This is a genomic window from Streptomyces sp. NPDC104313 (assembly GCF_055583985.1).
Genome location: NZ_JBVJMW010000009.1, coordinates 240,301 through 262,551 on the forward strand (window position 1 = coordinate 240,301; position 22,251 = coordinate 262,551).

At 72.1% G+C, this 22,251-nt stretch carries 24 protein-coding genes and 1 pseudogene; 14 read left to right on the forward strand and 11 right to left on the reverse strand.

Annotated features, from left to right (window positions below):
• Positions 1 to 497: 497 nt before the first annotated feature.
• A complete protein-coding gene (locus ACZ60Q_RS22515; protein ID WP_469637355.1) occupies positions 498 to 1,628 on the reverse strand; it encodes an aminoglycoside phosphotransferase family protein in 1,131 nt (376 codons plus the stop codon).
• 231 nt (positions 1,629 to 1,859) lie between these two features.
• On the opposite strand from ACZ60Q_RS22515, the gene ACZ60Q_RS22520 reads away from it, so the two are divergent.
• The gene (locus ACZ60Q_RS22520) at positions 1,860 to 3,356 is read left to right on the forward strand and encodes a DNA-binding protein NsdB (RefSeq protein WP_469637358.1); all 1,497 of its coding nucleotides are present in this window, start codon (positions 1,860 to 1,862) and stop codon (positions 3,354 to 3,356) included.
• A gap of 51 nt (positions 3,357 to 3,407) precedes the next feature.
• On the opposite strand, the gene ACZ60Q_RS22525 is transcribed toward ACZ60Q_RS22520, so the two are convergent.
• The gene (locus ACZ60Q_RS22525) at positions 3,408 to 4,835 is read right to left on the reverse strand and encodes a PP2C family protein-serine/threonine phosphatase (protein WP_469637360.1); all 1,428 of its coding nucleotides are present in this window, start codon (positions 4,833 to 4,835) and stop codon (positions 3,408 to 3,410) included.
• A gap of 309 nt (positions 4,836 to 5,144) precedes the next feature.
• Between ACZ60Q_RS22525 and rpmG the strand changes: the two genes are divergently transcribed.
• Both rpmG and ACZ60Q_RS22535 read left to right on the forward strand, forming a co-directional pair.
• On the forward strand, positions 5,145 to 5,309 hold the full coding sequence (rpmG, locus tag ACZ60Q_RS22530) for a 50S ribosomal protein L33 (protein WP_469637363.1): 165 nt from the start codon (positions 5,145 to 5,147) through the stop codon (positions 5,307 to 5,309).
• 74 nt (positions 5,310 to 5,383) lie between these two features.
• On the forward strand, positions 5,384 to 5,644 hold the full coding sequence (locus ACZ60Q_RS22535) for a type B 50S ribosomal protein L31 (protein WP_469637366.1): 261 nt from the start codon (positions 5,384 to 5,386) through the stop codon (positions 5,642 to 5,644).
• A gap of 236 nt (positions 5,645 to 5,880) precedes the next feature.
• On the opposite strand, the gene ACZ60Q_RS22540 is transcribed toward ACZ60Q_RS22535, so the two are convergent.
• Positions 5,881 to 6,570, reverse strand: a complete 690-nt coding sequence (locus tag ACZ60Q_RS22540; RefSeq protein ID WP_469637600.1) for a YoaK family protein — start codon at positions 6,568 to 6,570, stop codon at positions 5,881 to 5,883.
• Between the two features lie 169 nt (positions 6,571 to 6,739).
• Positions 6,740 to 7,237 (reverse strand): tetratricopeptide repeat protein, encoded by a 498-nt coding sequence (locus tag ACZ60Q_RS22545; protein WP_469637369.1) that lies wholly within the window; start codon positions 7,235 to 7,237, stop codon positions 6,740 to 6,742.
• 147 nt (positions 7,238 to 7,384) lie between these two features.
• Here ACZ60Q_RS22545 and ACZ60Q_RS22550 point away from each other — a divergent pair, with 147 nt between their 5' ends.
• Together ACZ60Q_RS22550 and ACZ60Q_RS22555 are read left to right on the forward strand one after the other, a co-directional pair.
• Complete coding sequence (locus ACZ60Q_RS22550) at positions 7,385 to 8,134, forward strand: VanZ family protein (protein ID WP_469637372.1); 750 nt, start codon at positions 7,385 to 7,387, stop codon at positions 8,132 to 8,134.
• A gap of 111 nt (positions 8,135 to 8,245) precedes the next feature.
• A complete protein-coding gene (locus ACZ60Q_RS22555) occupies positions 8,246 to 9,034 on the forward strand; it encodes a DUF4389 domain-containing protein (protein ID WP_469637375.1) in 789 nt (262 codons plus the stop codon).
• Here ACZ60Q_RS22555 and ACZ60Q_RS22560 read toward each other — a convergent pair.
• Complete coding sequence (locus ACZ60Q_RS22560) at positions 9,031 to 10,029, reverse strand: helix-turn-helix transcriptional regulator (RefSeq protein WP_469637378.1); 999 nt, start codon at positions 10,027 to 10,029, stop codon at positions 9,031 to 9,033. The two genes, ACZ60Q_RS22555 and ACZ60Q_RS22560, sit on opposite strands and share 4 nt — an antisense overlap.
• Positions 10,030 to 10,129: 100 nt before the next feature.
• Here ACZ60Q_RS22560 and ACZ60Q_RS22565 point away from each other — a divergent pair, with 100 nt between their 5' ends.
• The 7 genes from ACZ60Q_RS22565 (at position 10,130) to ACZ60Q_RS22595 (ending at position 15,783) form a co-directional block, all read left to right on the forward strand.
• Positions 10,130 to 10,699 (forward strand): DinB family protein, encoded by a 570-nt coding sequence (locus ACZ60Q_RS22565; protein WP_469637381.1) that lies wholly within the window; start codon positions 10,130 to 10,132, stop codon positions 10,697 to 10,699.
• A 68-nt stretch (positions 10,700 to 10,767) separates the two neighbouring features.
• On the forward strand, positions 10,768 to 11,868 hold the full coding sequence (locus tag ACZ60Q_RS22570; protein ID WP_469637384.1) for a winged helix DNA-binding domain-containing protein: 1,101 nt from the start codon (positions 10,768 to 10,770) through the stop codon (positions 11,866 to 11,868).
• 133 nt (positions 11,869 to 12,001) lie between these two features.
• Positions 12,002 to 12,706 carry a DUF4230 domain-containing protein gene (locus tag ACZ60Q_RS22575; RefSeq protein ID WP_469637386.1) on the forward strand — a complete coding sequence of 235 codons (705 nt, stop codon included), beginning with the start codon at positions 12,002 to 12,004 and terminating at the stop codon, positions 12,704 to 12,706.
• A gap of 275 nt (positions 12,707 to 12,981) precedes the next feature.
• Entirely contained in the window at positions 12,982 to 13,497 is a 516-nt protein-coding gene (locus ACZ60Q_RS22580; protein ID WP_469637389.1) for a lytic polysaccharide monooxygenase auxiliary activity family 9 protein, read from the forward strand.
• Positions 13,498 to 13,681: 184 nt separating this feature from the next.
• A complete protein-coding gene (locus ACZ60Q_RS22585; RefSeq protein WP_469637392.1) occupies positions 13,682 to 14,356 on the forward strand; it encodes a TNT domain-containing protein in 675 nt (224 codons plus the stop codon).
• Between the two features lie 6 nt (positions 14,357 to 14,362).
• Positions 14,363 to 14,596 (forward strand): hypothetical protein, encoded by a 234-nt coding sequence (locus tag ACZ60Q_RS22590; RefSeq protein WP_469637395.1) that lies wholly within the window; start codon positions 14,363 to 14,365, stop codon positions 14,594 to 14,596.
• Positions 14,597 to 14,754: 158 nt separating this feature from the next.
• Entirely contained in the window at positions 14,755 to 15,783 is a 1,029-nt protein-coding gene (locus tag ACZ60Q_RS22595) for an alpha/beta fold hydrolase (protein ID WP_469637398.1), read from the forward strand.
• A gap of 29 nt (positions 15,784 to 15,812) precedes the next feature.
• On the opposite strand, the gene ACZ60Q_RS22600 is transcribed toward ACZ60Q_RS22595, so the two are convergent.
• Positions 15,813 to 16,178 (reverse strand): DUF1801 domain-containing protein, encoded by a 366-nt coding sequence (locus ACZ60Q_RS22600; protein WP_469637401.1) that lies wholly within the window; start codon positions 16,176 to 16,178, stop codon positions 15,813 to 15,815.
• Positions 16,179 to 16,260: 82 nt separating this feature from the next.
• On the opposite strand from ACZ60Q_RS22600, the gene ACZ60Q_RS22605 reads away from it, so the two are divergent.
• Together ACZ60Q_RS22605 and ACZ60Q_RS22610 are read left to right on the forward strand one after the other, a co-directional pair.
• Positions 16,261 to 16,770 carry a mycothiol transferase gene (locus ACZ60Q_RS22605; protein ID WP_469637404.1) on the forward strand — a complete coding sequence of 170 codons (510 nt, stop codon included), beginning with the start codon at positions 16,261 to 16,263 and terminating at the stop codon, positions 16,768 to 16,770.
• 111 nt (positions 16,771 to 16,881) lie between these two features.
• Positions 16,882 to 17,172 carry a hypothetical protein gene (locus ACZ60Q_RS22610; protein ID WP_469637407.1) on the forward strand — a complete coding sequence of 97 codons (291 nt, stop codon included), beginning with the start codon at positions 16,882 to 16,884 and terminating at the stop codon, positions 17,170 to 17,172.
• A 230-nt stretch (positions 17,173 to 17,402) separates the two neighbouring features.
• Here ACZ60Q_RS22610 and ACZ60Q_RS22615 read toward each other — a convergent pair whose 3' ends face one another.
• From ACZ60Q_RS22615 to ACZ60Q_RS22635, 5 genes and pseudogenes are all read right to left on the reverse strand, one after another.
• Positions 17,403 to 17,831, reverse strand: a complete 429-nt coding sequence (locus ACZ60Q_RS22615) for a protein-tyrosine phosphatase family protein (protein WP_469637409.1) — start codon at positions 17,829 to 17,831, stop codon at positions 17,403 to 17,405.
• Between the two features lie 57 nt (positions 17,832 to 17,888).
• Positions 17,889 to 18,026, reverse strand: a pseudogene (locus tag ACZ60Q_RS22620) (HPr family phosphocarrier protein); the annotation flags it as partial.
• A gap of 68 nt (positions 18,027 to 18,094) precedes the next feature.
• A complete protein-coding gene (locus tag ACZ60Q_RS22625) occupies positions 18,095 to 20,134 on the reverse strand; it encodes a PTS fructose transporter subunit IIABC (protein ID WP_469637412.1) in 2,040 nt (679 codons plus the stop codon).
• Between the two features lie 111 nt (positions 20,135 to 20,245).
• Positions 20,246 to 21,193: a 1-phosphofructokinase gene (pfkB, locus tag ACZ60Q_RS22630; protein WP_469637415.1), complete on the reverse strand. Its 948-nt coding sequence runs from the start codon at positions 21,191 to 21,193 to the stop codon at positions 20,246 to 20,248.
• The gene (locus ACZ60Q_RS22635) at positions 21,190 to 21,951 is read right to left on the reverse strand and encodes a DeoR/GlpR family DNA-binding transcription regulator (RefSeq protein ID WP_469637603.1); all 762 of its coding nucleotides are present in this window, start codon (positions 21,949 to 21,951) and stop codon (positions 21,190 to 21,192) included. The genes pfkB and ACZ60Q_RS22635 overlap by 4 nt, the downstream gene beginning before the upstream one ends.
• Between the last annotated feature and the right edge of the window lie 300 nt (positions 21,952 to 22,251).

Genomic DNA, 22,251 nt, shown 5'->3' on the forward strand with positions numbered 1-22,251 from the left:
GTCGCCGGTGGGCGATCGACGCTGGCTCGTACTCGGTGCTTGCCGAGATCCATGGTTAGCGGGCACCGACATAGGAAGCAATGACCGCCTTTACTACTCTTCATCGTGAGATGCCAATTTATGAGTCATATAGGTGGTTCGTTGCGCCGTGCGGGAGGGTTCGCACCTACTACCGGAGGCCGTAGGTGACGTGGGTCTCGTGGCGGGCCTCACTCATCGGGGACCCCGGGGCAGCACAGGGTCAACGCCCGGTTACGGGGAGATGCGGCTCGGAAGGGGCTCTCTTGGCCGCCGTACGGGCATCGGACGACTTCGGGTCCGGGGGGCGTCGGCGTCAGCTCTGCCGGAAAGCGGCGGACAGGCCCCGGAACGCACAACAGCGCGCTGCGGGACCGGTGTGTCGGCACCGGTCCCGCAGCGCGCTTCTCTCTCACAGCGGTCTGCTCACTGTGGTGCTCGACAGGCGGGCCGCCGTATCCCCGCTCCGTCGTCCGCTCTCAGCGGGTGCCGACCGCGGCCCGCACGGCCCTCCGCGCCATGGCGCAGTCGTCGTGCAGCCGCCGCAGCAGCAGCCGCTGCTCCTCGCCCGAGGAGAGCGCGCCGGGCCGGTCGGCCCCCGCCCCCGCCGCGGGCGCCTCGCGCATGGTGCGCTGGACCGCCGTCTCGTAGGTGCGGATCTCGCGGGTCAGCACCAGCATCAGGTTGACCAGGAACGCGTCCCGAGCGGCCGGGCCCCTGGCCTGGGCCAGCTGACTGATCTGGCGTCGCGCCGCCGGGGCATCGCCCAGTACCGCCCACAGCGTCGCCAGGTCGTACCCCGGGAGATACCAGCCCGCGTGCTCCCAGTCGACGAGCACCGGCCCGGTCGGCGACAAGAGGATGTTGGAGAGCAGGGCGTCCCCGTGGCAGAACTGCCCCATGCCCTGCTTGCCGCCCGCGTGGGCCAGACCGTGCAGCAGCTTCTGCAGGTCGCCGAGATCACGGTCGGTGAACAGACCGAGCTCGTGATAGCGCGCGATCCGCGACGCGTAGTCGAGCGGTGCCTCGAACAGTCCGGGCGGCGGACGCCAGGCGTTCACCCGGGCGACAGCGCCCAGCGCGGCCCGGATGTCGGCCCGTGGCGGAGCCTCCGCCGGGTGCCGGGTGAGGGCGGCGACCCGGCCGGGCATGCGCTCGATCACCAGCGTGCAGTTCTCCGGATCCGCCGCGATCAGCCGGGGCACCCGAACCGGGGGGCGGTGCCGGACGAACGCGCGGTATGCCGCTATTTCGTGCCGGAACCGTTCGGTCCACGCCGACGAGTGGTCCAGTAAGCACTTCGCGACGGCGGTGGCCCGCCCGGTCGTTCCGACGATCAGGACCGAACGGCCGCTGCGGCGCAGTACCTGGACCGGGTTGAACTCGGGGCAGATGCGCTGCACGGAGGCGATGGCCATCCGCACCTGCGCACCCTGGGGCCCGGACAGGTCGATCCTTCCACTGAGTGGCCCGGCGCCCGGTCCGGGCGCCCGTCGGGCCCGGACCGGACCCTGCGCGCCGGCGTGTGGAGCGAGATAGGGCCCGCCGCCCGCGCCCATCGGGCGGAGCGGGCGGGGCGGGGCGGACACGGAGGACGATGCTGTGTACATGGGCGAGACAGATCCCTTCGTGCGCCGACAAGGTACGTGCGCCAACCCGGCCGACGGCCGTTCGGCACCCTGGGGAGTACCTAGGGCTGCCGGGCGGGGTGGCGCCTTCCTACCTGACACCGGAGCGTGGGTGGCAGACCATCTGGCGGACCCTGGCGAACCCTGGCGAATAGTCACAGCGCATCTGACAGGGGGTTAGTGTCAAGTCAGCCGAGAACCTGGGGGCTTGAAGTGACCGGAGAACCCAACACCCGTCTTTCCGACCTGTTCGGCCTGGCCGGCTGGTCCAAGGGCGAACTGGCGAGAGCGGTGAACCGGCAGGCGGCGGCCATGGGCCACCCGCAACTGGCCACCGACACCTCGCGTGTCAGGCGCTGGATCGACATGGGGGAGTCCCCCCGTGATCCCGTGCCCGAAGTGCTGGCGGCTCTGTTCACCGAGCGGCTCGGCCGTGTCGTGACCATCGAGGACCTCGGGTTCGGCCGACGCGGGCGTGTGGGGAAGCGGCGTGACTCCGGGACGGAACACGATCCCGATCAACTGCCGTGGGCGCCCGAACGGACGGCAGCGGTCCTCACCGAATTCACGGGAATGGACCTCATGCTCAACCGACGCGGCTTGGTGGTGGGTGCGGGCGCCGCGCTCGCCGCCGGCTCAACCATCGCCGGCCCCATGTACGACTGGCTGCACAGCGACCCCGCCCCGGCGGCCGACGCTCCACGTACCCACGATCCCCTGCACGCCGATCCCGCCGGTCTCGACCGGTACGAGGCCGCACCGGTCGGCTCCGAGGAGATCGAGGCCCTGGAACATTCGGTCGAGGTGTTCCGTGCCTGGGACGCGTCCCGGGGCGGCGGACTCCAGCGCAAGGCGGTCGTGGGCCAGCTCAACGAGGTGGGCGGCATGCTCGCCTACCGCCACCCCGACCATCTCCAGCGCCGCCTGTGGGGCGTCGCCGCCAACCTCGCCGTCCTGGCGGGCTGGATGTCCCACGACGTCGGCCTCGAACCCACCGCCCAGAAGTATTTCGTCATCGCCGCCCACGCGGCCCGCGAGGGCGGCGACCGGCCGCGCGCCGGAGAGGCGCTCTCCCGGGCGGCACGCCAGATGGTGCACCTGGGCCGACCCGACGACGCACTGGACCTGATGAAGCTCGCCAAGTCCGGCTCCGGCGACGAGACCCTGCCCCGTACGCAGGCGATGCTGCGCACCATCGAGGCCTGGGCACAGGCGTCGATGGGCCACGGGCAGGCCATGCGGCGCACCCTCGGCGAAGCAGAGGAGCTCTTCGTATCGGACAAGAGCGATGTGCCGCCGCCCAGTTGGATGCAGATGTTCGACGAGGCCGATATGCACGGGATGCAGGCACTGGCCTTCCGTACCCTGGCCGAGCACGACCAGGGGGCCGCGATCATCGCCCAGCGCCATGCCAAGCAGGCGCTGGAGCTGCGGGTCGACGGGCGACAGCGGTCCAGGATCTTCGACTACATCTCGCTGGCCTCGGCCTGCTTCATCGCCAACGACCCCGAGCAGGCCGACCGGTACGCCCGGCTCGCGCTGGTGTCGATGGGGGAGACCTCCTCGCACCGAACCTGGGACCGGCTCCGCGAAATGTACCGGCTCACCGGGCAGTTCGCCGGATACGCGGGGATCCAGGATCTGCGCGAGGAGATCGAGCTCTCGATGCCGCCGAGCCAGAAGAAGGCCGCCAAGGGCACGCGGGTCTGACCCGACCGCGCCACTTCGCGCTCGCTCACGCCCTGATACGTCCGCGCTTCCTCATGCCCCGATGCGGGCGACCAGCACGCACGCGTCGTCCGGGCGCTCGGTCCCGCCGAACTCCTCGACGACGCTCCGTACGCACTCCTGTGCCGTACGGGCGTCTGCGAATCGGGGGGCGAGGGCGAGCAGCGCGTCTGGGCCCGCACCCCGGTCGCCGCGCCGAGTCAGGCCGTCCGTGTGCAGAACGAGCACGTCACCGGGGTGCAGCCGCACCTCGTCCTGCTCGAAGACGGTGTTGGACGCGGCCCCGAGCAGTATCCCGTCCGGTGGGGGCAGGAGCCGCCCCGAACCGTTACGGAAGAGCAGCGGTGCGGGGTGTCCGGCCTGTGCCCAGGACAGAGTGGAGGTGTCGGGGTCGAAGCGGCAGCACAGTGCGCTGCCCAGCGCGGGCTGTATCGACGTTTCGAGCACCTGGTTGAGGTGCCCCATCAGCACGCCCGGCTCGATGCCGGCGACGGCCATGCCGCGCAGCGCGCCCAGCATCATCGCCATCGCCGAGGTGGCGGGGATGCCGTGCCCGGTGAGGTCGCCGACGGTGAGCAGGGTGCGCCCGTCCGGCAGCTCCATGGCGTCGTACCAGTCGCCGCCGATGCGGCCGCTCGATCCGGAAGGGAGGTAGTGCGCGGCGATGTCCAGGGCGCCGGGGCCCTGGGGCGGGAGCCGCGGCGCTCCGCGCCACGGGGGAAGGACGGCCTCCTGAAGCTCCACGGCCATGCGGTGCTCGGCGCGCTCGATGTGCTCCTCGTGCCGCACCGACGGGCGGTTTCTGCTCACGGCCTGCTCGCTGCGCCGCAGCTCGCTGACGTCCCGCAGGACCGCCCACATGGAGGCGGTGCAGCCCTCGGCGTCCAGGACCGGTTCGCCCGTCATGTGCAGGGTGCGCGTGCGGCCGTCGGGTCGCACGATGCGGAACTCGCCGTCCATCGGCCGGCCGTCGACGAGGCAGCCCGTCACCATGGCGGTCAGCACCGGTTGGTCCTCGGGCAGCAGCACGGACGGGAGGTCGTCGAGAGACAGGGGCGTGGACCCGGGCGGCCTGCCGAAGATCTCGTACAGCTCCTCGGACCAGCAGGACTCGTCGGTGAGGAGGTTCCACTCGGCGCTGCCCACCCGGTTCAGCAGGGAACCGGCCTTCGGGTCATCCAGGGTCCCGGCAGTCCGGGGGGTGTCGTCGGTGAACCGGTCCGGCAGCCCCGCCCGGAGCTGGCCCAGGTGCTCGTCGAGGTTGTCCAGGTGCTGCACGGCAAGCTCGCACAGGGCGCGCTGCCAGCGCAACTGGGGGTCGTCCTCGTCGAACACGACGGCGTCCTGCCGCACGGCGTCCACGTCCCCGCGCAGCCGACGCGTCCGGTGGATCAGGGCGTCGACGGCGTCATGCGCGGGAAGCTGTGGTGCGGGGCGGTCCGCGAAGTGGGGGGACGGCATCTCGTACTCCGATACAGGCGCGGCCTAGCCGGTTCTGAAGGGTGGATCGTTACCGACTGTCGCACAGGCCGCGGCGGGCCGTAAGAGTTTTGGCAACACTCGACGCGTTCTTGCTTCTGGCATATGCCAGCGGCTCTCCGGAGTGAGAGCTACCCGAACAGACATGCCTTTAGGGCGAGTTGGTCAAGGGGTTCGGGGCGTGCGACGGGACGGGAATGCCGGGCGGGCGGCTCACGTTCTCTCACCAGAACGAAAACGAATCCCATTCCTGATTGGGGGGTGGGGTCGGCAGAGATTCGGGAGGCGCCCATGGCGCGCAGTGAGACCAGGCCGGTCGTCACCCTCCGGTCCACCGTGGGAACGGGCCGGAGCTATGTGACACGTAAGAGCCGCCGCAACAACCCCGACCGGTTGGAGCTCCGCAAGTTCGACTCCGCCGCCGGCCGGCACGCCCTGTTCCGCGAGGTCCGCTGACCGTCCGGAAGGGCCTGTCCCCCATACGTCACCGCTGTCCGCAGGTGCGGTCGCGGTGAGGAAGGAACGCATCGATGAAGTCCCGTATCCACCCCGTGTCCCGCCCCGTGGTCTTCCGCGACCGCGCGGCCGAGGTCGCCTTCCTGATCCGCTCGACCGCCGACTCCCGCGAGCGCGTGGCGTGGGAGGACGGCAACACCTACCCCGTCATCGACGTGGAGACCTCTTCGGCGAGCCACCCGTTCTACACCGGTGGCAGCCAGGTGCTCGACACGGCGGGCCGTGTCGAACAGTTCCGGCGCCGCTACGGCGCCGGCGAGACGTCCGGGAGCTGACCCAACCAGCCCTGGCCAGGGAGAATGCCCGGAATTCCGTGCCGTGGATCACATCCGCGGGGGCGGATTCCCGGGAACGGCCCAGGATGGTTTATCGTTCATCTATAAGTGGGAGTGAGGGGGACAGCGTCCCCGGGCCTCATCTGTAGCCCGTGCCTGTAGCCCGTGGGGAAGATCGCACCGCCGAAGCCCCGTGGAGCCCTCCGCCCAGAGGCGACCGCCCTTCACGCCCGCACTCAAGCCGCCCCGGCCGGATTCCCCCGATCCGGCCGGGGCTTCCCCTTGCCCGGCCGCGCCCGAGGCCGCCCGCCCCGGCGCGGGACCGTCTCCCGTACCAGGGCGCCCGAGGCCATCACCACCGCGCCCAACGCGGCTCCCGGACTCCACCACCGCTCGGCCAGCGCCGCGAGCGCGGCCCCGGCCACCACCGCGGCCAGCCGCCCCAGCACCCAGCCGTCCCCGCCGCGCAGCTCCCGCGACGCCACACGACCCGCGAGCGAGGTCAGCGTCCCGGTGAAATAGTTCGTCGGCGTCACCCGTACGCGCCCCTGGACGCCCATCGCGACCGCCACCAGCGCCAGCACCCCGAGCCGGTCACCGTACGACGTGACCAGCTCCATCCCCCACAGCGCTGCCGCCGCCCCCAGCAGAACGACCTCCGCCCCCAGCAGCACCCGGACCCGGGGCCCCCGCCGCCCGGTCAACAGCGCGCCCGCCGCCACCCCGCACACGTACGCCCCCAGAGCGACGGCCACCTTCAGCGCCACGCCGTCCTCGCCCGCACCGGCGGCCGAAGCCCCGAGCAGCACCAGGTTCCCCGTCATCACCCCGGCGAATACCTGCCCCACGCACAGGAAGACGAACGCGTCCGCCGCACCGGAGGCCGCGGACAGGAGGAGCAGCGCCCCCTCGCTGCGGCGCGGCACATCACCGGCCCGGGGCACACCGGAGGAGGAGGAGGAGGAGGAGGAGGAGGAGGGCGGGGACGGCGGGGGAGCAGTGGGCACCCGAGCATTCTCGGCACCCGCGGCTTCCGGACCGGCGCGTCTCCCGCGACGCGGCGCGCCGTGGACGACCGTCCCCGCCCCGCACGGGTCACATGGTCTCGTCGAGGTCCTTCGCGTAGTGTTCGACCGCCCGCCGGTAGCGCTGGACGTACGGGTCCTGGCTGGTCGTGGCAGTCAGCTCCAGCAACAGCCGCATCGCCTCGTGGTGCTCGTCGGTGTTGTACAGGGCCATCGCCAGGAACGCCCGGAGAGCGCCGTCGTCCCCGAACTCCTCGACGCCCCGGCGCAGCGTCTCCACCGCCTGCCCGTACCGGCCGAGGATCCGGTACGTGCTGCCCAGCCCCAGGAGCGCCCCGCGCCGGTCCTCCGAAGCCAGTAGCGGATTGGCCAGAGCGCGCTCGTAGTACGGCACCGCCTCCGACTCCAGGCCCAGCACGTCATGGATCCACGCTGTCCGGTAGGCCACCTCCGCGCCGTCGGGGTACTCGGCGGTCAGGGCGAGGAGCCGTTCGCGCGCCTCCTCGGGCCGGCCTTCCGTACGCAACCGGTCGGCCTCGTCCAGCAGTTCCCTCATACGTGTGCTCATGCGCATATCGTCGCAGGCGGGCGCGGACGGCCGGGTGAGATTTCGCTCCACGGGGCCGTCCAGGCGTGTGTTCCGGCCGGGTGGGGGCACCCGTCGGCCATGACAGCAGAGGCGAATCCCCCTGCACGCCAGGGGACATGGGCACGTGTGCTGGTGCGCGGAACGGTCCTGACGGTGGTGCTGCTGGGGCTGGTGGCGTTCTCCGTCCTGCTGGCCAAGGTGACGCTCACGCCCTCACCGGCCTCCGAGGACCTCGTCACCTCGAATCTCCGCCCCGGGCGCTCGCTGCGCCAGTACGCCGAGGACTACACCTTCCTGGCCGCGTGCAAACAGGCGGGCGGAAACCTGCTGCTCGGCGTGCCGTTCGGGCTCCTGCTGCCGTTCTTCGTGCCACGCCGCCTGCGCATGATCCGGACGGCGCTGCTGACCGCCCTCGCCATGGCCGTCGTCGAACTGATCCAGGGAGCCCTCGTGGAGGGGCGCGCCTTCGACATCGACGACGTCATCCTCAACACGGCGGGCGCGCTGCTCGGGTACTTCGTGCTGGGCCGCCGGATCAGCCACCGCTACTACACCTACACCGACGACCCGGGCTCCCCCGGCCCGTCGGCGGAGAAGCCCGAGACCCAGCCGGAGCGCGCACCGGGCCCCGCCGCGCGCACCAAGGCGAGCCGCACGAGGACCGCTGCCACGAAGGCGGGCCGTACGGAGACCGCTGCCACGAAGGCCACCCGCAACAAGGCCGGACAACGGGCCCGGCCGAAACCGGTGGCCACGGCCCCGGCGAAGAAGCGTGGCTCGCGGACCGGGAAGTCCGACAGCCCCGCGACCGGCGGCCGGAGCACCACCGGGCCCGGCGCCGTCCGCTCCCTGCTCGACCGGCTCCGCGGGCGCTGAGCCGGGCACCCGTTCGCCCCGGGCCGATTGCGGGCGGTCCTGGGCGGGCCCACGGTGGGGACACGTCCTGCGCGCCGATGCCGTACGGATCCCCTGCCGAGGAGGAGCGACATGGCCGAAGGCCAGTGGAGCCCGGGCCGCAAAGAGACGGACGCGGACGAGTTCCGGCCCGTCCTGGACATCGTCGAACCGGCACGCCAGCGGCGGCTCACCGTGTTCCTGCGACTCCTGCTGCTCGTCCCGCACTTCATCGTGCTGTTCGCCCTGCACATCGCGGCGTTCTTCACCGTCATCGTGGGCTGGTTCGCGGCCCTGGTACTGGGGCGGCTGCCCGACCCCGTCTTCCGCTTCCTGACCGGCGTCCTCGGCTACGACATGCGCGTCTCGGCCGACGGCATGCTGCTCATCGACCGCTACCCGCCGTTCGCCCTGACGCCGCCGGCCGACTATCCGGTGCGGATCGAGGTGCGACCCACCCCACTCAACCGGCTCGCGGTGCTGTTCCGTGTCCTCCTGATGATCCCGGCGGCGATCGTGCAGAGCCTCGCCGTGTACGGGTGGTGGGTGCTGGCCTTCGTCTGGTGGCTGATCACGCTGTGTCTCGGCCGTATGCCCCGGCCGCTGTTCGAGGCGACGGCGGCCACCCTGCGCTACCGCATGCGGTTCTCCGCGTACGTCATGATGCTCACCCCCGCCTACCCCAAGGGCCTGTTCGGCGACGACGACCTCGCGATGGCCCCGGAGCGCTCGCGCTCCGCCACCCGTCCGCTGGTCCTGAGCAGCGCCGCGAAATGGCTCGTGGTGCTGTTCCTGGTGCTGGGTCTGGCGGGGCACATCACCTCGTCCGTGACCGCCTCGACGACCGAAGACACCTCCGACACCCGTCTCGTCGGACGTTAGGTCCCGCCCGGCCCCGCCCCCGCCGCGTCGGCGTAGCGGCGGGCCAGGTGGGCGAAGGCGTCCCTGAGCCCGTCGGGCCCGACGACCTCGATGTCCACGTCGAACCTGCCGAGTTCGGCGGCGAGGCCCGGCCACGACCAGGCGCCCATGACCACGCGGCAGCGGTCCGGGCCGTACTCCTCGACGATCCCGTCGCGGACGTGACCGGCCACCGCGGAGGCCGGCGCGTCGAGGATCACCTCGCCGCGGCAGGCCCACCCGCCCGGGGCGCCGGAGCCCTGGAACCGGGCGGCGACGAAGGCGGCCACATCGCCTCCGGGCACCTCGCGCGATGTGAACCGGGGACCCGTGGGCGTGCGCGGGGTGATCCGGTCCGCGCGGAAGGTCCGCCAGTCCTCGCGGTCCAGGTCCCAGGCGACGAGATACCAGCGCCCACCCCAGGTGACCACGCGGTGCGGCTCCACCCGCCGCACCGCGGGCGGGGCGTCGGCGGTGGCCGGCGCGTACGCGGGGGAGTGGTCGAAGCGCAGCACCTCACGGTCGTGCACCGCCGCACTCAAGGCCACGAGCACACGCGGATCGGCCTGTGGCCGCGGCAGGCCTCCCGTGCGTTCGACGGCGGTGACCCGTAGGGCGTCGACGCGGTGACGCAGCCGGGCGGGCATGACCTGCCGGACGGTGGTGAGCGCGCGGGCCGCGGCCTCACCGATCCCGGCGCCGGTCGCGGCGGCGGTCCGCAGCGCGACGGCGAGCGCGACGGCCTGGTCGTCGTCGAACAGCAACGGCGGCAACCGCGTGCCCGCGTCCAGCCGGTATCCGCCGTCGGGCCCCTTGAACGCCGCGATGGGATACCCCAGCTCCCGCAGCCGGTCGACATCACGCCGCACCGTGCGCGGGCTGACCTCCAGCCGTTCGGCCAGCAACGGTCCCGGCCAGTCCCGGCGCGCCTGGAGCAGGGAGAGCAGCGCCAGCAGTCGCGCTGAAGTCTTCGGCATGACGCCAGTATGGCCCGAGAAGAGGACACTCCCTGTCCTCTTCCCTTGCGAGGGTTGACCCGTACGGCACGACAGGAACACCGGAAGGAACCCGATCACCATGACCACGGCCTCCACCTCCCCCGACGCCGAGCGCACCGACCTGCTCGCCGCCCTCGCCACCGCGCGGGCCGCCCTGATCCGCTCGGTCGAGGGTCTCGACGACGAGCAGGCCGGTGCGCGCCCGACCATCAGCGCGCTCTGCCCGGGCGGCCTTGTCAAGCACGTCACCGCCATGGAGGAGGGCTGGCTGAACTTCGTGACCGAGGGGTCGTCGGAGATGGAGTACGCCCTGCCCGAAGGAGTCACCTGGGACGACCTGGTGGCGGGCACCGCCGCTGAGTTCCCGAAGTGGGCGATCGAGCGGGAGAAGGAGTTCCGGATGCTGCCCGGCGAGACGACGGCAGGGGTCCTCCGCGCCTACGAGCAGGTCGCCGCCCGCAGCGAGAAGATCATCCTCGCGGTCCCCGACCTCTCGGCGGTGCACCCGCTCCCCGAGGCGCCCTGGAGTGAACCCGGCGTCGAGTGGAGCATACGGCGGGTGCTGACCCACGTCGTCGCCGAGACCGCCCAGCACGCCGGGCACGCGGATATCCTGCGCGAGACGCTCGACGGGCGGCAGGCGACCTGACCACCGGCGCACCGCGCGGGGACGCGCGGAAGAACCACAGCAGGCGACCGAGAAGGAGAGACCACACGGTGACCGTCCTCGACAACCGGGCGCTCAACCGCGCCATGCTGGGGCGTCAGCTGCTGCTGGACCGGGCCGATCTGCCGGTCGTGGAGGCGGTGGCCCGCCTCTGCGGCCTCCAGGCGCAGGAGCCGCAGGAGCCCTTCGTCGGGCTCTGGTCCCGGCTGACCGCCTTCGACCCGGCCGTCCTCTCGGACCTGCTGACCCGGCGGAGCGTGGTGCGCACCCATTTGATGCGACGCACGGTCCATCTCGTCACCGCCGACGACGTCCTCGCCTGGCGGGCCCGCCACGACGCGATGCTGCGCCAACGGGTGCTCGGGGTCTACCGCGACGAGCTGAAAGGGGTCGACCTCGACGCGCTCGCCGCGGATGCCCGGGAGCTGATGTCCGACGGTGAACCGCGTACAGCGGCCGAGATCGTGCGGGCGCTCGCCGGGCGCTGGCCCGGCCCGGGGCCCCGCCCCCTGGGCGAGATGGTGGTCGCCGCTCTCGTCCCGATGGCGCAGGCGCCGCCCCGGGGGGTGTGGCGGGCGAAGGGCGGGGTGCGCAATGTCGCCCTCTCCTCCTGGCTGGGCCGCCCGGTCGACCCGCCCGCACCCGACGGCGCCGACCCGGTCGGCCAGGTGCTGGTCCGGCGCTATCTGGCCGCCCACGGACCCGCCGCGACGGCCGACCTGCGCGCCTGGTCCGGCCTGGCCGGTCTGCCCGGCGCGGTGGCCGCCGTACGGGAGGAGTTGGTCAGCTTCCGCGACGAACGGGGACGGGAGCTGCTCGACCTGCCCGACGCGCCGCGCCCGGACCCGGATACTCCCGCCCCGGTGCGGTTCCTGCCGGCGTTCGACAACGCGATCCTCGGTTATCAGGACCGTGGCCGGATCATCGACGACGCCCACCGCGGCCTCTCGGTCGCCGGCGAGCGTGTCGTGCTGGTCGACGGCCGAGTGGCGGCCACCTGGCGCGTCACCGACGAGGCCGTCACGGTGGAACCCTTGCGCGCCTTCTCCCGGGCCGACCGCGACGCCGTGGCCGACCAGGGGAGGGAGCTGGCGTCGTTCCTGACCGCCGGCGAGAGCGATCGCGTGCGGCTGGGCGCCGGGCCGCGCTGAGCGGACCCGGCCATCGGGCAGGCGCCCTCGCGTCTGCCCGGTCATACCGGAACAGGCCTATTTTCTATGGTAGTTCGTTGAGTATGTGAGGGGAGCCGGACTGAAGGCACCGGATGCGGGTCACACGCTGTACATGACGTCCAGTGACGTAACCACAGAGCCCGCGCCGCACGGCGACGGAAAGCGTGACGCCCGACCCTCCCGGGGGTGGCAGAAGGTCCTCGGCGTCGTCGCGGCCGTGCTTGTCCTGCTGTTCGCGGGTAGCCGGCTCAGCCTGCTGCCGGGACTCGACGACCTCTTCGGCGAGAAGACCCGCGACCGGTCGGGCCCCGCCGTGCTCAAGTCGATCCAGGACATGAGCGCATACGAGGCCGCCTCGGGCAACTTCCAGGTCGTCGTCGATCTGGAGAAGGACGCGAAGTTCGTCCCCGACGCCCTGCGCGGCACCCGCACCCTGTTCGTCGGGGCGGGCACGGTCGGCGCCTCCGTCGACCTGGGCAAGGTCACCGGGAGCGGCGTCGTGGTGAACGAGGACCGCACCACCGCCGACATCCGACTGCCGCACGCGGTGCTGGGTAGACCGGCCCTCGATCCCGACCGCTCCTACGCGGTGTCCAAACAGCGCGGTCTGCTCGACCGGCTGGGTGACCTCTTCTCCGACAATCCCGGCAGTGAACAGGCGGTCAACAGGCTCGCAGCCCGCCACATCTCGGAAGCGGCGAAGGAGAGCGAACTGACCGCCCGCGCGGAGAAGAACACCGCAGACATGCTGAAGGGTCTGCTCGGCTCCGTCGGCTTCGAGCGCGTCACGGTCCGCTACGGCGACGACCAGGGGTGATCGCGTCGGACGGGTGGCCGCGCGGGATGCGCGGCCGTCCGAGCGGCTCGCGGGGGCGGGCCGCCCACCGCACCCACCGCCCTTGACGTGAACGCGTCGGTGGGTATGGTCTAGTCCAAGTGCAAGGCCTTTCCGGACATCTGTCATCAGGCTTGTCCGGCAAGGGACTTGTAGCCCTTCGCGCCTCTTGGCCCCACACTCGCGAGGTCTCGCCGCCGAAGCCGGGCCCCCCACGGTCCGCCACCGCGCGGTGCGGCCTCCTGTGAAGGAGAGACATGCACGCTAAAAGGAAGACCGCACTCGCCGTCGGCGCCATGCTCGCCCCGGTCCTCGCCCTGAGCCTTCCGGTGAGCTCCGCCAGTGCCCACGGCTACATCTCCAACCCGCCGAGCAGGCAGGCGCAGTGCGCGGCCGGTACGGTCAGCTGTGGTGCGATCACGTACGAACCGCAGAGCGTCGAGGGCCCCAAGGGGCTCGCCAGCTGCAGCGGCGGAAACGGCGGCTTCGCCGAGCTGGACGACGACTCCAAGGGCTGGTCGGTCACTCCGGTGAACCGTTCCCAGCAGTTCGAGTGGAAGCTCACCGCGCGCCACTCGACCAGTACCTGGCAGTACTTCGTGGGCGGCGAGAAGATCGCCGAGTTCGACGACGGCGGCGCGCGGCCCGGCGCGACCGTGAGCCACCAGGTCGACTTCGGCAACAAGACCGGCCGGCAGGAGGTGCTCGCCGTCTGGAACATCGCGGACACCCCGAACGCCTTCTACGCCTGCATCGACGTCAAGGTCGGCTAGGCGCCCCACCGGTCGGGCGTTGCGCCCCTCCGTCCACCACGCCCCGGTCGCGCATCGTCGTGGCCGGGGCGTGGTGCTGTTCGCGATGGCCGGAAAACGGCATAGCGCGGAAGCCTCAGGTAGTCGAGCGGTTACCCTACGCCAGATATCCTGATTGATCTTCAGTGCTCGAGGGGTCCCCTGAATGAACCGCATGCGTACCGTACTCGCCGCGCTCGGCATCACCGCCGGACTGATCTCCGCCCCGGCGGCGAGCGCCGCACAGGGGCCCGCCCGGCCCGCACCCGCCGCTGAGCGACACGAGCCCTGCACCGGAGAGTTCCGCGGCGACGCCCGCCTCGGCCCCAAGTGGCTGCCGAACAAGCGGCTCGCCCCGGTCGGCCCGCTCCTGAGGGGCTGGCAGCGCACCGGCGACCTCACGCCGAAGGACTTCCTGAAGAAGTACTGGGAAGGGCCCTCGGACACCGGCAGCTGGAAGTACCCGCCCAACGACGGCTTCGCCGAGGTGAACGGCGAGATCGACAAGGAGCCCGTGAAGCTCCGCACCGGCCAGCGCCTGGACCGCTTCGGCTCGGAGTACGGCGGCTACCTCGCCCCGGCTGGCGACGCCTACGCCGAGCGTGCCCTGCCCCCGCAGAACCTGAACACCCGTGACGCGACCGTCCCTTGCGACTACCGGGTCTACAAGGTCGCCAAGCCCTTCTGGGTCTGGCAGGGCGGCATCGCCCCGTGGTTCGAGCAGCCCGGCGGCGGCCGGCAGATCAAGCTCGACGCCGTGTTCCTCGACCCGGGCCAGGGGCAGCGGCTCAATGTGAAGTGGCTGCTGGACAACGCCTACCTGACACCCTCGGGCGTGTAACCCGCCATGGACCGCCGGACCTTGCACGCCGCACTCATCGAGGCGGGAATCCCCGGCGGCTACTACCGGATCGAGGGCGTCCACGAGCCCGTTCCCACCCCGCCGGACTTCCTCTTCGTCCGGCGGGGTGGGAACGGAGGCTGGGAGACCGGGGCCTTCGAGCGCGGAGCATACGAAGTCGTCGCCCGCCACTCGGATGAGGCCGCCGCCTGCGCGCATCTGCTGAGCCTGCTCGCCTGAAGCCCTTCCCGCTCCGTTGTTCTGCCGGATCGGCACATAATCTTGTCCGGGCGGTCGCACCGGCTGAATGATCGTGACCGGGTGGCAGGGCCCCCGGCCCGGCCACCCGCCGAAGCGTCACGACCGCCCCGCCCGAACGGGGCGCCCGAGGAGGAGCCATGCCCGAGCCCACCCCCCTACCCTCGCCGTCCGGGGACCCTGCCGCCCGCCCCTTTGCCCTCCTGCCCGGCGCCACGCACCGGACGGTCGACGTTCCCGGCGGCCGGATCCACTGTGTCGAACAGGGCGAGGGCCCCCTCGTGCTCCTCGTCCACGGCTTCCCCGAGTCCTGGTACTCCTGGCGCCACCAACTCCCCGCTCTGGCCGCCGCAGGGCACCGGGCGGTCGCCATCGACGTACGCGGCTACGGGCGTTCCTCCGCACCCGCCGCCACCGATGCCTACCGTATGCTCGCCCACGTCGCCGACAACATCGCCGTCGTCCACGCCCTCGGCGCGGAGACCGCCACGGTCGTCGGACACGACTGGGGCTCGCCCATCGCCGCGAACAGCGCCCTGCTCCGGCCGGACGTCTTCACGGCGGTCGCGCTGCTGAGCGTCCCGTACACGCCCCGCGGAGGCCCCCGACCCACCGACGGCTTCGCGAGCATCGGAGGTGAGGAGGAGTTCTACGTCAGCTACTTCCAGGCCCCCGGCCGCGCCGAGGCGGAGATCGAACCGGACGTACGCGGCTGGCTGGCCGGCTTCTATACGGGACTCTCCGGCGACACCCCCGCCCCCACGGACCACCCCGGCCTCTTCTTCGTACCCCCGGGTGCGCGCATGGCCGACCGGTTCCCCGCCGGCCGGCTCCCCGGCTGGCTCGACGAACGGGACCTCGACGTCTACGCCGAGGAGTTCGAACGCACCGGACTGACCGGCGCGCTCAACCGCTACCGCAACGTCGACCGGGACTGGGAGGACCTCGCCGCCTGGGACGGAACACCCATCACCCAGCCCTCGATCTTCATCGGCGGTGCCCTGGACGCCTCCACCACCTGGATGTCCGACGCCATCGACGCCTACCCGAAGACCCTTCCCGGCCTGTCCGCCGCCCACATCCTCGAAGGCTGCGGCCACTGGGTCCAGCAGGAACGCCCCGACGCGGTCAACCGCCTGCTGACCGCCTGGCTGTCCGGCCTACGCTGAGGGAGGACCGGACCCCGCGAAGTCCCACGTCAGCAGGGGGTGCCGCGAGTCGCCGCCGTCGCCCGCAGCAGTTCGCGGACCAGCGTGAAGTCGATCTTCCGCGGGTCGCGGAAGCGCAGGCAGCCCTTGCCCATGTCGTGGGAGGCCAGCCGGTCCGTGAACACGTCGCGCACGTCCGTGCGCATCAGGTAGAGCGAGATGTACTGCTTCTGGTCGGCGAAGGCGATCTCGCCCGTCCCGTTCCTCTCATAGGCGGGCATGCCGTATGCCATCACCTCGCGGAACCCCGTCAGCTCCTCCCGGCACAGGGCGCGCAGCGCTGTGAGCGCCGCCCGGCGGGCCTCCGGGGCCTCGGCGAGGTACTGATCGACGTTCTGCGCGCTGCTTCGCACCATGAGTAGATCGTACGGCGACACACCGCAGACCCGGCGGTGTGTCGCTCCGGGGAGCCGGGGCCTCCCGGGCGAAGGTGGATGGATGAATACCGCAGGCATGCTGGCCGAAGCGTTCGACCGGGTCGGGGAAGCGGTCCACGCGGCGGTCGAAGGGCTCACGCCCGACGACCTCAACGCACGCGTCGGCGCGGGGGCGAACTCCATCGCCTGGCTCGTCTGGCATCTCACCCGCGTCCAGGACGACCACATCGCCGACGCGTCCGGAACCGGACAGATCTGGCTCACCGAAGGCTGGGCTGACACCTTCGGGCTGCCGTTCGATGAGACGGCGACCGGCTACGGGCACAGCGCCGACGAGGTCGCCGCCGTCCGTGTGGACTCCGCCGACCCCCTTCTCGGCTACTTCGACGCCGTGCACGAGCGGACCCTCGACTTCGTCGCGGGCCTGGAGGGCCACGCCCTCGACCGGATCGTCGACGAGGGCTGGTCGCCCCCGGTGACGCTCGGGGTCCGGCTGATCAGCGTCATCGCCGAGGATCTCCAGCACGCGGGTCAGGCCGCCTTCGTCCGAGGGATGCTGGAACGCGCCTGAGGAGCGGTGGCAGGACCGGGCCCGCGCACACCTGTGCGCAGTCATACCGGCGGTGCCATACTCGGAGGTAGTCAGCTGGACAGGCTTGCCATCGTCCGAAAGGTGACCGTCATGGGCTGGGCATCCTGGACGACCAGCGGTGTCTTCGCGGGAACCGGCGGAGTACGCACCGAAGAAGCGGGCATCCTGAGGGGCGACCTCACAGTGCATACGACCTGGTCCGACGGGCAGGCGTCGGTGGCCGTGCAGTACAGCGGGTCGTCGGACTGGTTCACCCTCACCGGCAGCCCCGTGCCGTGCCCCTCAGAGGAGGAGAGCCGCACCTTCCACCAGAGCGTGGTCGAAGCCGTCCGCGCCGGTGAGGGCGCGACCGTCCCTCCGGTCGGCGCGGGACCCGTCTGACGTCCCTCACCACTCGCCGCGCCCCTGAAGTGGATCATCGTCTCCGTTCCCTCAGGACGGGCGGTGCACGGGTCAAGGAGCGGTGCGGCGTGTGGGCACACAGCTGTTCCGCGTGGAACCGGAGGGGATGGAGAAGGCCTGCACCAGGAACGTCCTGATGAGCAGAGCCGGCACCAGGAACGTCTTGATGAGCCGTGCCCGCCAGGTGCTGGGCCGCGCCGCCCCAGGCGCTACGCGAAGTTCCGTACGTAGCGGCGCTGCCAGGGCGTCTCCACCGCCCGCGGGTGGTAGCCGTCACGCACGAACGCCACCGCCTCGTCGGCGGGGACCCCATCCAGGACGGCAAGGCAGGCCAGCGCCGTCCCGGTGCGGCCCATCCCACCGCCGCAGGCCACCTCGGCCCGCGTCCCGGCGGCCCGGTCCCACACCTCTTGGAGAAGGTCCCGCGCCGCCGCCCGGTCCGCCGGGAGTCGGAAGTCCGGCCACCGCAGCCACCGCGACTCCCAGGCGACCGGGGGAGGGGTGCGCCCGAGGAGGTATACGGCGAAGCCCGGCTCGGGACCTTCCGGCAAGGGCTTGCGCAGACCCCGGCCGCGCACGAGCCGTCCGGAGGGGAGGGCCAGGACGGCCGGGTCAGCGGCGTTCCACGTCTCGGTCACATGCCCCAACCTAACGCCCCGGCAGTCGCCGGGAGTACGTATCGGAGCGGCCAGGGCCGGCACAGCGAGCATGCTGCGCGCGTCGACCGGGTCGCGGCCCTTACGGGCGATGGTCATCTTGACCGACTGGCGGACGGCGGCCTTGTCGAACAGTGACGCCGGACGGGCGTGGAGCCCGCTGCGGGAGGCTATGGCGACGGTCTGCTGGTGCGTGGATCACTCCCCGGCACACGATGTGCGGGAGGCGGCGGTGGGTGCGCAGATCAGGCGGCGATGGTGACCCGGGAGTTTTCGGGGCCCGTGGTCCCCGCGTCCCCGGCCGCCTCCGGCGCCGTCCTGTGCGCACCCTTGAGCAGGACGACGAGCGCGGTCGCCACCAGCGTCCCGGCGGCGATGGCGAGCAGGTAGGGGAACGGCTCGCCGATGAGCGGGACGACGAAGACGCCGCCGTGCGGAGCGCGCAGGGTCGCGCCGAAGGCCATCGACAGGGCGCCGGTGACCGCGCCGCCCGCCATCACCGACGGGATCACCCGCAGTGGATCGGCGGCGGCGAACGGGATCGCGCCCTCCGTGATGAACGAGGCGCCCAGCACCCAGGCCGCGCGGCCGTTCTCACGCTCAGCCTTCGTGAACAGCTTCTTGCGTACGGTGGTGGCCAGCGCCATCGCCAGTGGCGGCACCATCCCGGCCGCCATGACCGCGGCCATCACCTTGAGGCTGCCCGGTGTCGGGTCGGCGAGACCGCCTACCGCGAAGGCGTACGCCACCTTGTTCAGCGGGCCGCCCATGTCGAAGCACATCATCAGCCCGAGGACGACGCCGAGGATCACCGCGTTGGAGCCCGACAGACCGTTCAGCCAGTCCGTGAGCGCGCCCTGCAGCGAGGCGATGGGCTTGCCGACCACGATGAACATCAACACCCCCACGACCGCCGACGCGACCAGGGGGATGACCAGGACCGGCATGATGCCGCGCAGGGTCGCGTGGACCGGGACCCGCTGGATGGCCATCACCACCGCACCGGCCAGCAGTCCGGCGACCAGACCTCCGAGGAACCCGGCGTTCACCGTGAGCGCGATGGCCCCACCGACGAAACCGGGCACCAGCGCAGGCCGGTCCGCCATCCCGTAGGCGATGTACCCGGCCAGCACCGGGACCAGGAACCCGAAGGCCGCCGAGCCGATCTGGTTGAGCAGCGCGGCCCAGCTGTCCGCCTCGCCCCAGACGAAGTGGTCGGCGACCGATTTCGCGCTCGCTGTCTCGTAGCCGCCGATGGCGAACGACAGGGCGATCAGGAGGCCGCCCGCTGCGACGAACGGCACCATGTAACTCACGCCGGACATCAGGTACGTGCGGAGCCGGACGCCGAAGTGCGCGTGGTCCGCACCGGATCCGTTCCCGTCCAGGTGCCCGGCCCCGGAGCCGGCTGTCCCGTCGGGTTCGGGTGCGGCGGCCATCTCCCCGCGTTCCGCCTTGCGGCGGGCCTCGGCGATCAGCTCGGCGGGCCGGTTGACGCCCGCCTTCACTCCGACGTCGACCAGCGGCTTGCCCTGGAAGCGGGACTTCTCCCGGACCTCCACGTCGTGGGCCCAGATCACGGCGTCCGCCGCCGCGACGACAGCGGGGTCCAGCTTCTTGAAGCCGGCCGAACCCTGGGTCTCCACGGTCACCTCGACCCCCTCGGCGCGGCCCGCCGCGGCCAGGGACTCGGCCGCCATGTAGGTGTGGGCGATGCCGGTGGGGCAGGAGGTGACGGCGACGATCCGGAAGGGGGCGCTCACGGCGGCCTCGGTGGCTCCAGCGACCTCCGTCTCCGTTCTCGCCTGTTCCTGCTCCTGCTCCTGGTTCTCCGCCTCCACCTGCTCCTCGCTCCGGATCAGCGCGGCCACTGTCCGCGGATCCGTTCCGGCGCGCAGGGCGGCGGTGAACTCCGGGTCCATCAGCCTGCGGGCCAGGCCCGACAGGATGGTGAGGTGGTCGTCGTCGGCCCCGGCCGGGGCCGCGATGAGGAAGATCAGGTCGGCCGGACCGTCGGCCGCCCCGAAGTCGATGCCCGCCCCGCTGCGCCCGAAGGCCAGTGTCGGGGCACTCACATGCTCGCTGCGACAGTGCGGTATGCCGATGCCGCCGTCGAGGCCGGTCGGCATCTGCGCCTCGCGGGCGGCGACGTCGGCGAGGAAGCCGTCGATGTCGGTGACGCGGTGCGCGGCCACCATCCGCTCGGCGAGCGACCTCGCGGCGGCGTCCTTCGTAGTGGCGGACAGATCGAGGTCGACCAGTTCCGCGGTGATCAGTTCACTCATCGCGGTGCTCCTTGCTCGGGGACCGCCGTGCGGCGGCTCGGGGGGACGGGGCGGCGGGCTTGTACGGGTGGGGTCCGTACGGGAGGTGCGGAGGTGGCGGCGGTCGGGGTGTCATGGGGCGGGCTCCGTCAGCGCGCGGTCCAGCGGCACGTCGGAGGTCGTCACGACCGACGGCAGATCGAGGTGGGCGGGGGTGGGCATGAGGCTTCCGGCCAGCTGCACGGCCGCGGCACCGTGGGCGACGGCCGAGGTGAGTGCTTCCGGGCCCTGCCCGCCCGCCGCCAGGAAGCCGGCGAGGGAGGCGTCCCCGGCGCCGACGTTGCTGCGCAGGACAGCCACCGGTGCGGTGGCGAAGTACGCGCCCGACGCCTCGACCAGCAACTGCCCGTCGCCGCCCAGACTCGCCAGCACCGACCGGGCGCCGCGCTCACGCAGTTCCTCGGCGGCTTTCAGCGCGTCGCCCACCGTGGCGAGCGGCCGGCCGACGGCCTCGGCGAGCTCCTGGGCATTGGGCTTGATCACGTCGGGCCCCCGGTCCAGGGCGCTGGTCAGCGCCGCTCCGGAGGTATCCAGCGCGATCCGTACTCCGGCCCGGTGGCTCCGCTCGACCAGTTCCGCGTACCACCGCGGCGGCAGTCCGCGCGGCAGGCTCCCACAGCAGGCGATCCAGTCGGCGGCGGCCGAGTGGACCCGTACCGCTTCCAGGACGTCCTCCGCCTCGGCCGGACTCAGCTCGGGGCCCGCGGCGTTGACCTTGGTGAGGGTGCCGTCGGGCTCGACGAGCGTGACGTTGATCCGGGTGTTCCCGGCGATCGGCACGCCGGCGGCCTCGATGCCCAGGTCGCCGAGCAGCCGGGTGAGCAGGGCGCCCTCCGGGCCGCCCATCGGGGCGACGGCGACGGTGCGGTGTCCAGCCGACGCGACCGCGCGGGAGACATTGACACCCTTGCCGCCCGGATCGACGCGGTCCGCCGTGGCACGCAGCACGCTGCCGCGGGTCAGACCGGGCAGCTCGTAGGTGCGGTCCAGGCTGGGGTTGGGGGTGACGGTAAGGATCATGCGCGTACTACTTCCGTGCCCCGGCTCTCGATGGAGCGGGCGTCGTCGGGGCTGAGGCCCGTGTCGGTGATGAGCAGGTCCACATCGGTGAGATCGCCGAAGCGGGCGAAGTGCTCCTGCCCGAACTTGCCGGAGTCGGCGAGCAGGACGACCCGGCGGGCCGCCTTGATCACGGCCCGCTTCACCGCGGCCTCGGCGAGGTCGGGCGTGGTCAGGCCGCTGTCGGGGGAGAAGCCGTTGGTGGCGAGGAAGACCACGTCGGCGTTGATCTCGGCGTACGAACCCAGTGCCCAGGCGTCGACCGCCGCGCGGGTGCGGTGCCGGACCCGGCCACCCACCAGGTGCAGCGCGATGCCGGGGTGGTCGGCGAGACGGGCGGCCACCGGCAGTGCGTGCGTCACCACGGTCAGCGTCGCCTCGACCGGTACGGCGGCGGCGAGCCGCGCGGTCGTCGTCCCGGCGTCCACGATCACATTGCCGTCGGCGGGCAGCTCGGCGAGGGCGGCCCGCGCGATACGGTCCTTCTCGTCGGCGGCGACGGCGTCGCGTTCGGCGAGGTCGGGCTCGAAGCCGAGCCGGCCGACGGGGATCGCCCCACCGTGCACCCGGCGCAGCAGCCCCGCCCGGTCCAGGGCCTTGAGATCGCGCCGGACGGTCTCGGCCGTCACCTGGAACTCCTCGGCCAGGGACAGCACGTCGACCCGGCCGCTCTCTTGGGCGAGGCGGAGGATCTTCTGCTGACGCTCCGGTGCGTACATATGGTTTCGTTTCCGTTTCATGCCCGAGTCTGTGGTTTGGTGCAGAGATTACGTCCGGGATGCGGGAATGTAAACACAATCGGGCGAAGGCTGGGCATGAACGGAGGGACGGAGAGACGGGGGACGGAAAGGCGGAAAGGCAGGCTCGCGCCCGGACGGGCGTGCACAGCGGGGCGGGGGGGGCCCGGGGCGGGGGGGCCCCCCCCCCCCCGGGGGGCCCCGCCGGGGGGGGGGGGGGGGGGGGCGCGGGGGGGGGGGCGCCGGGGCCCCCCCCCCCCCCGGGGGGGGCGGCCGCGGCGC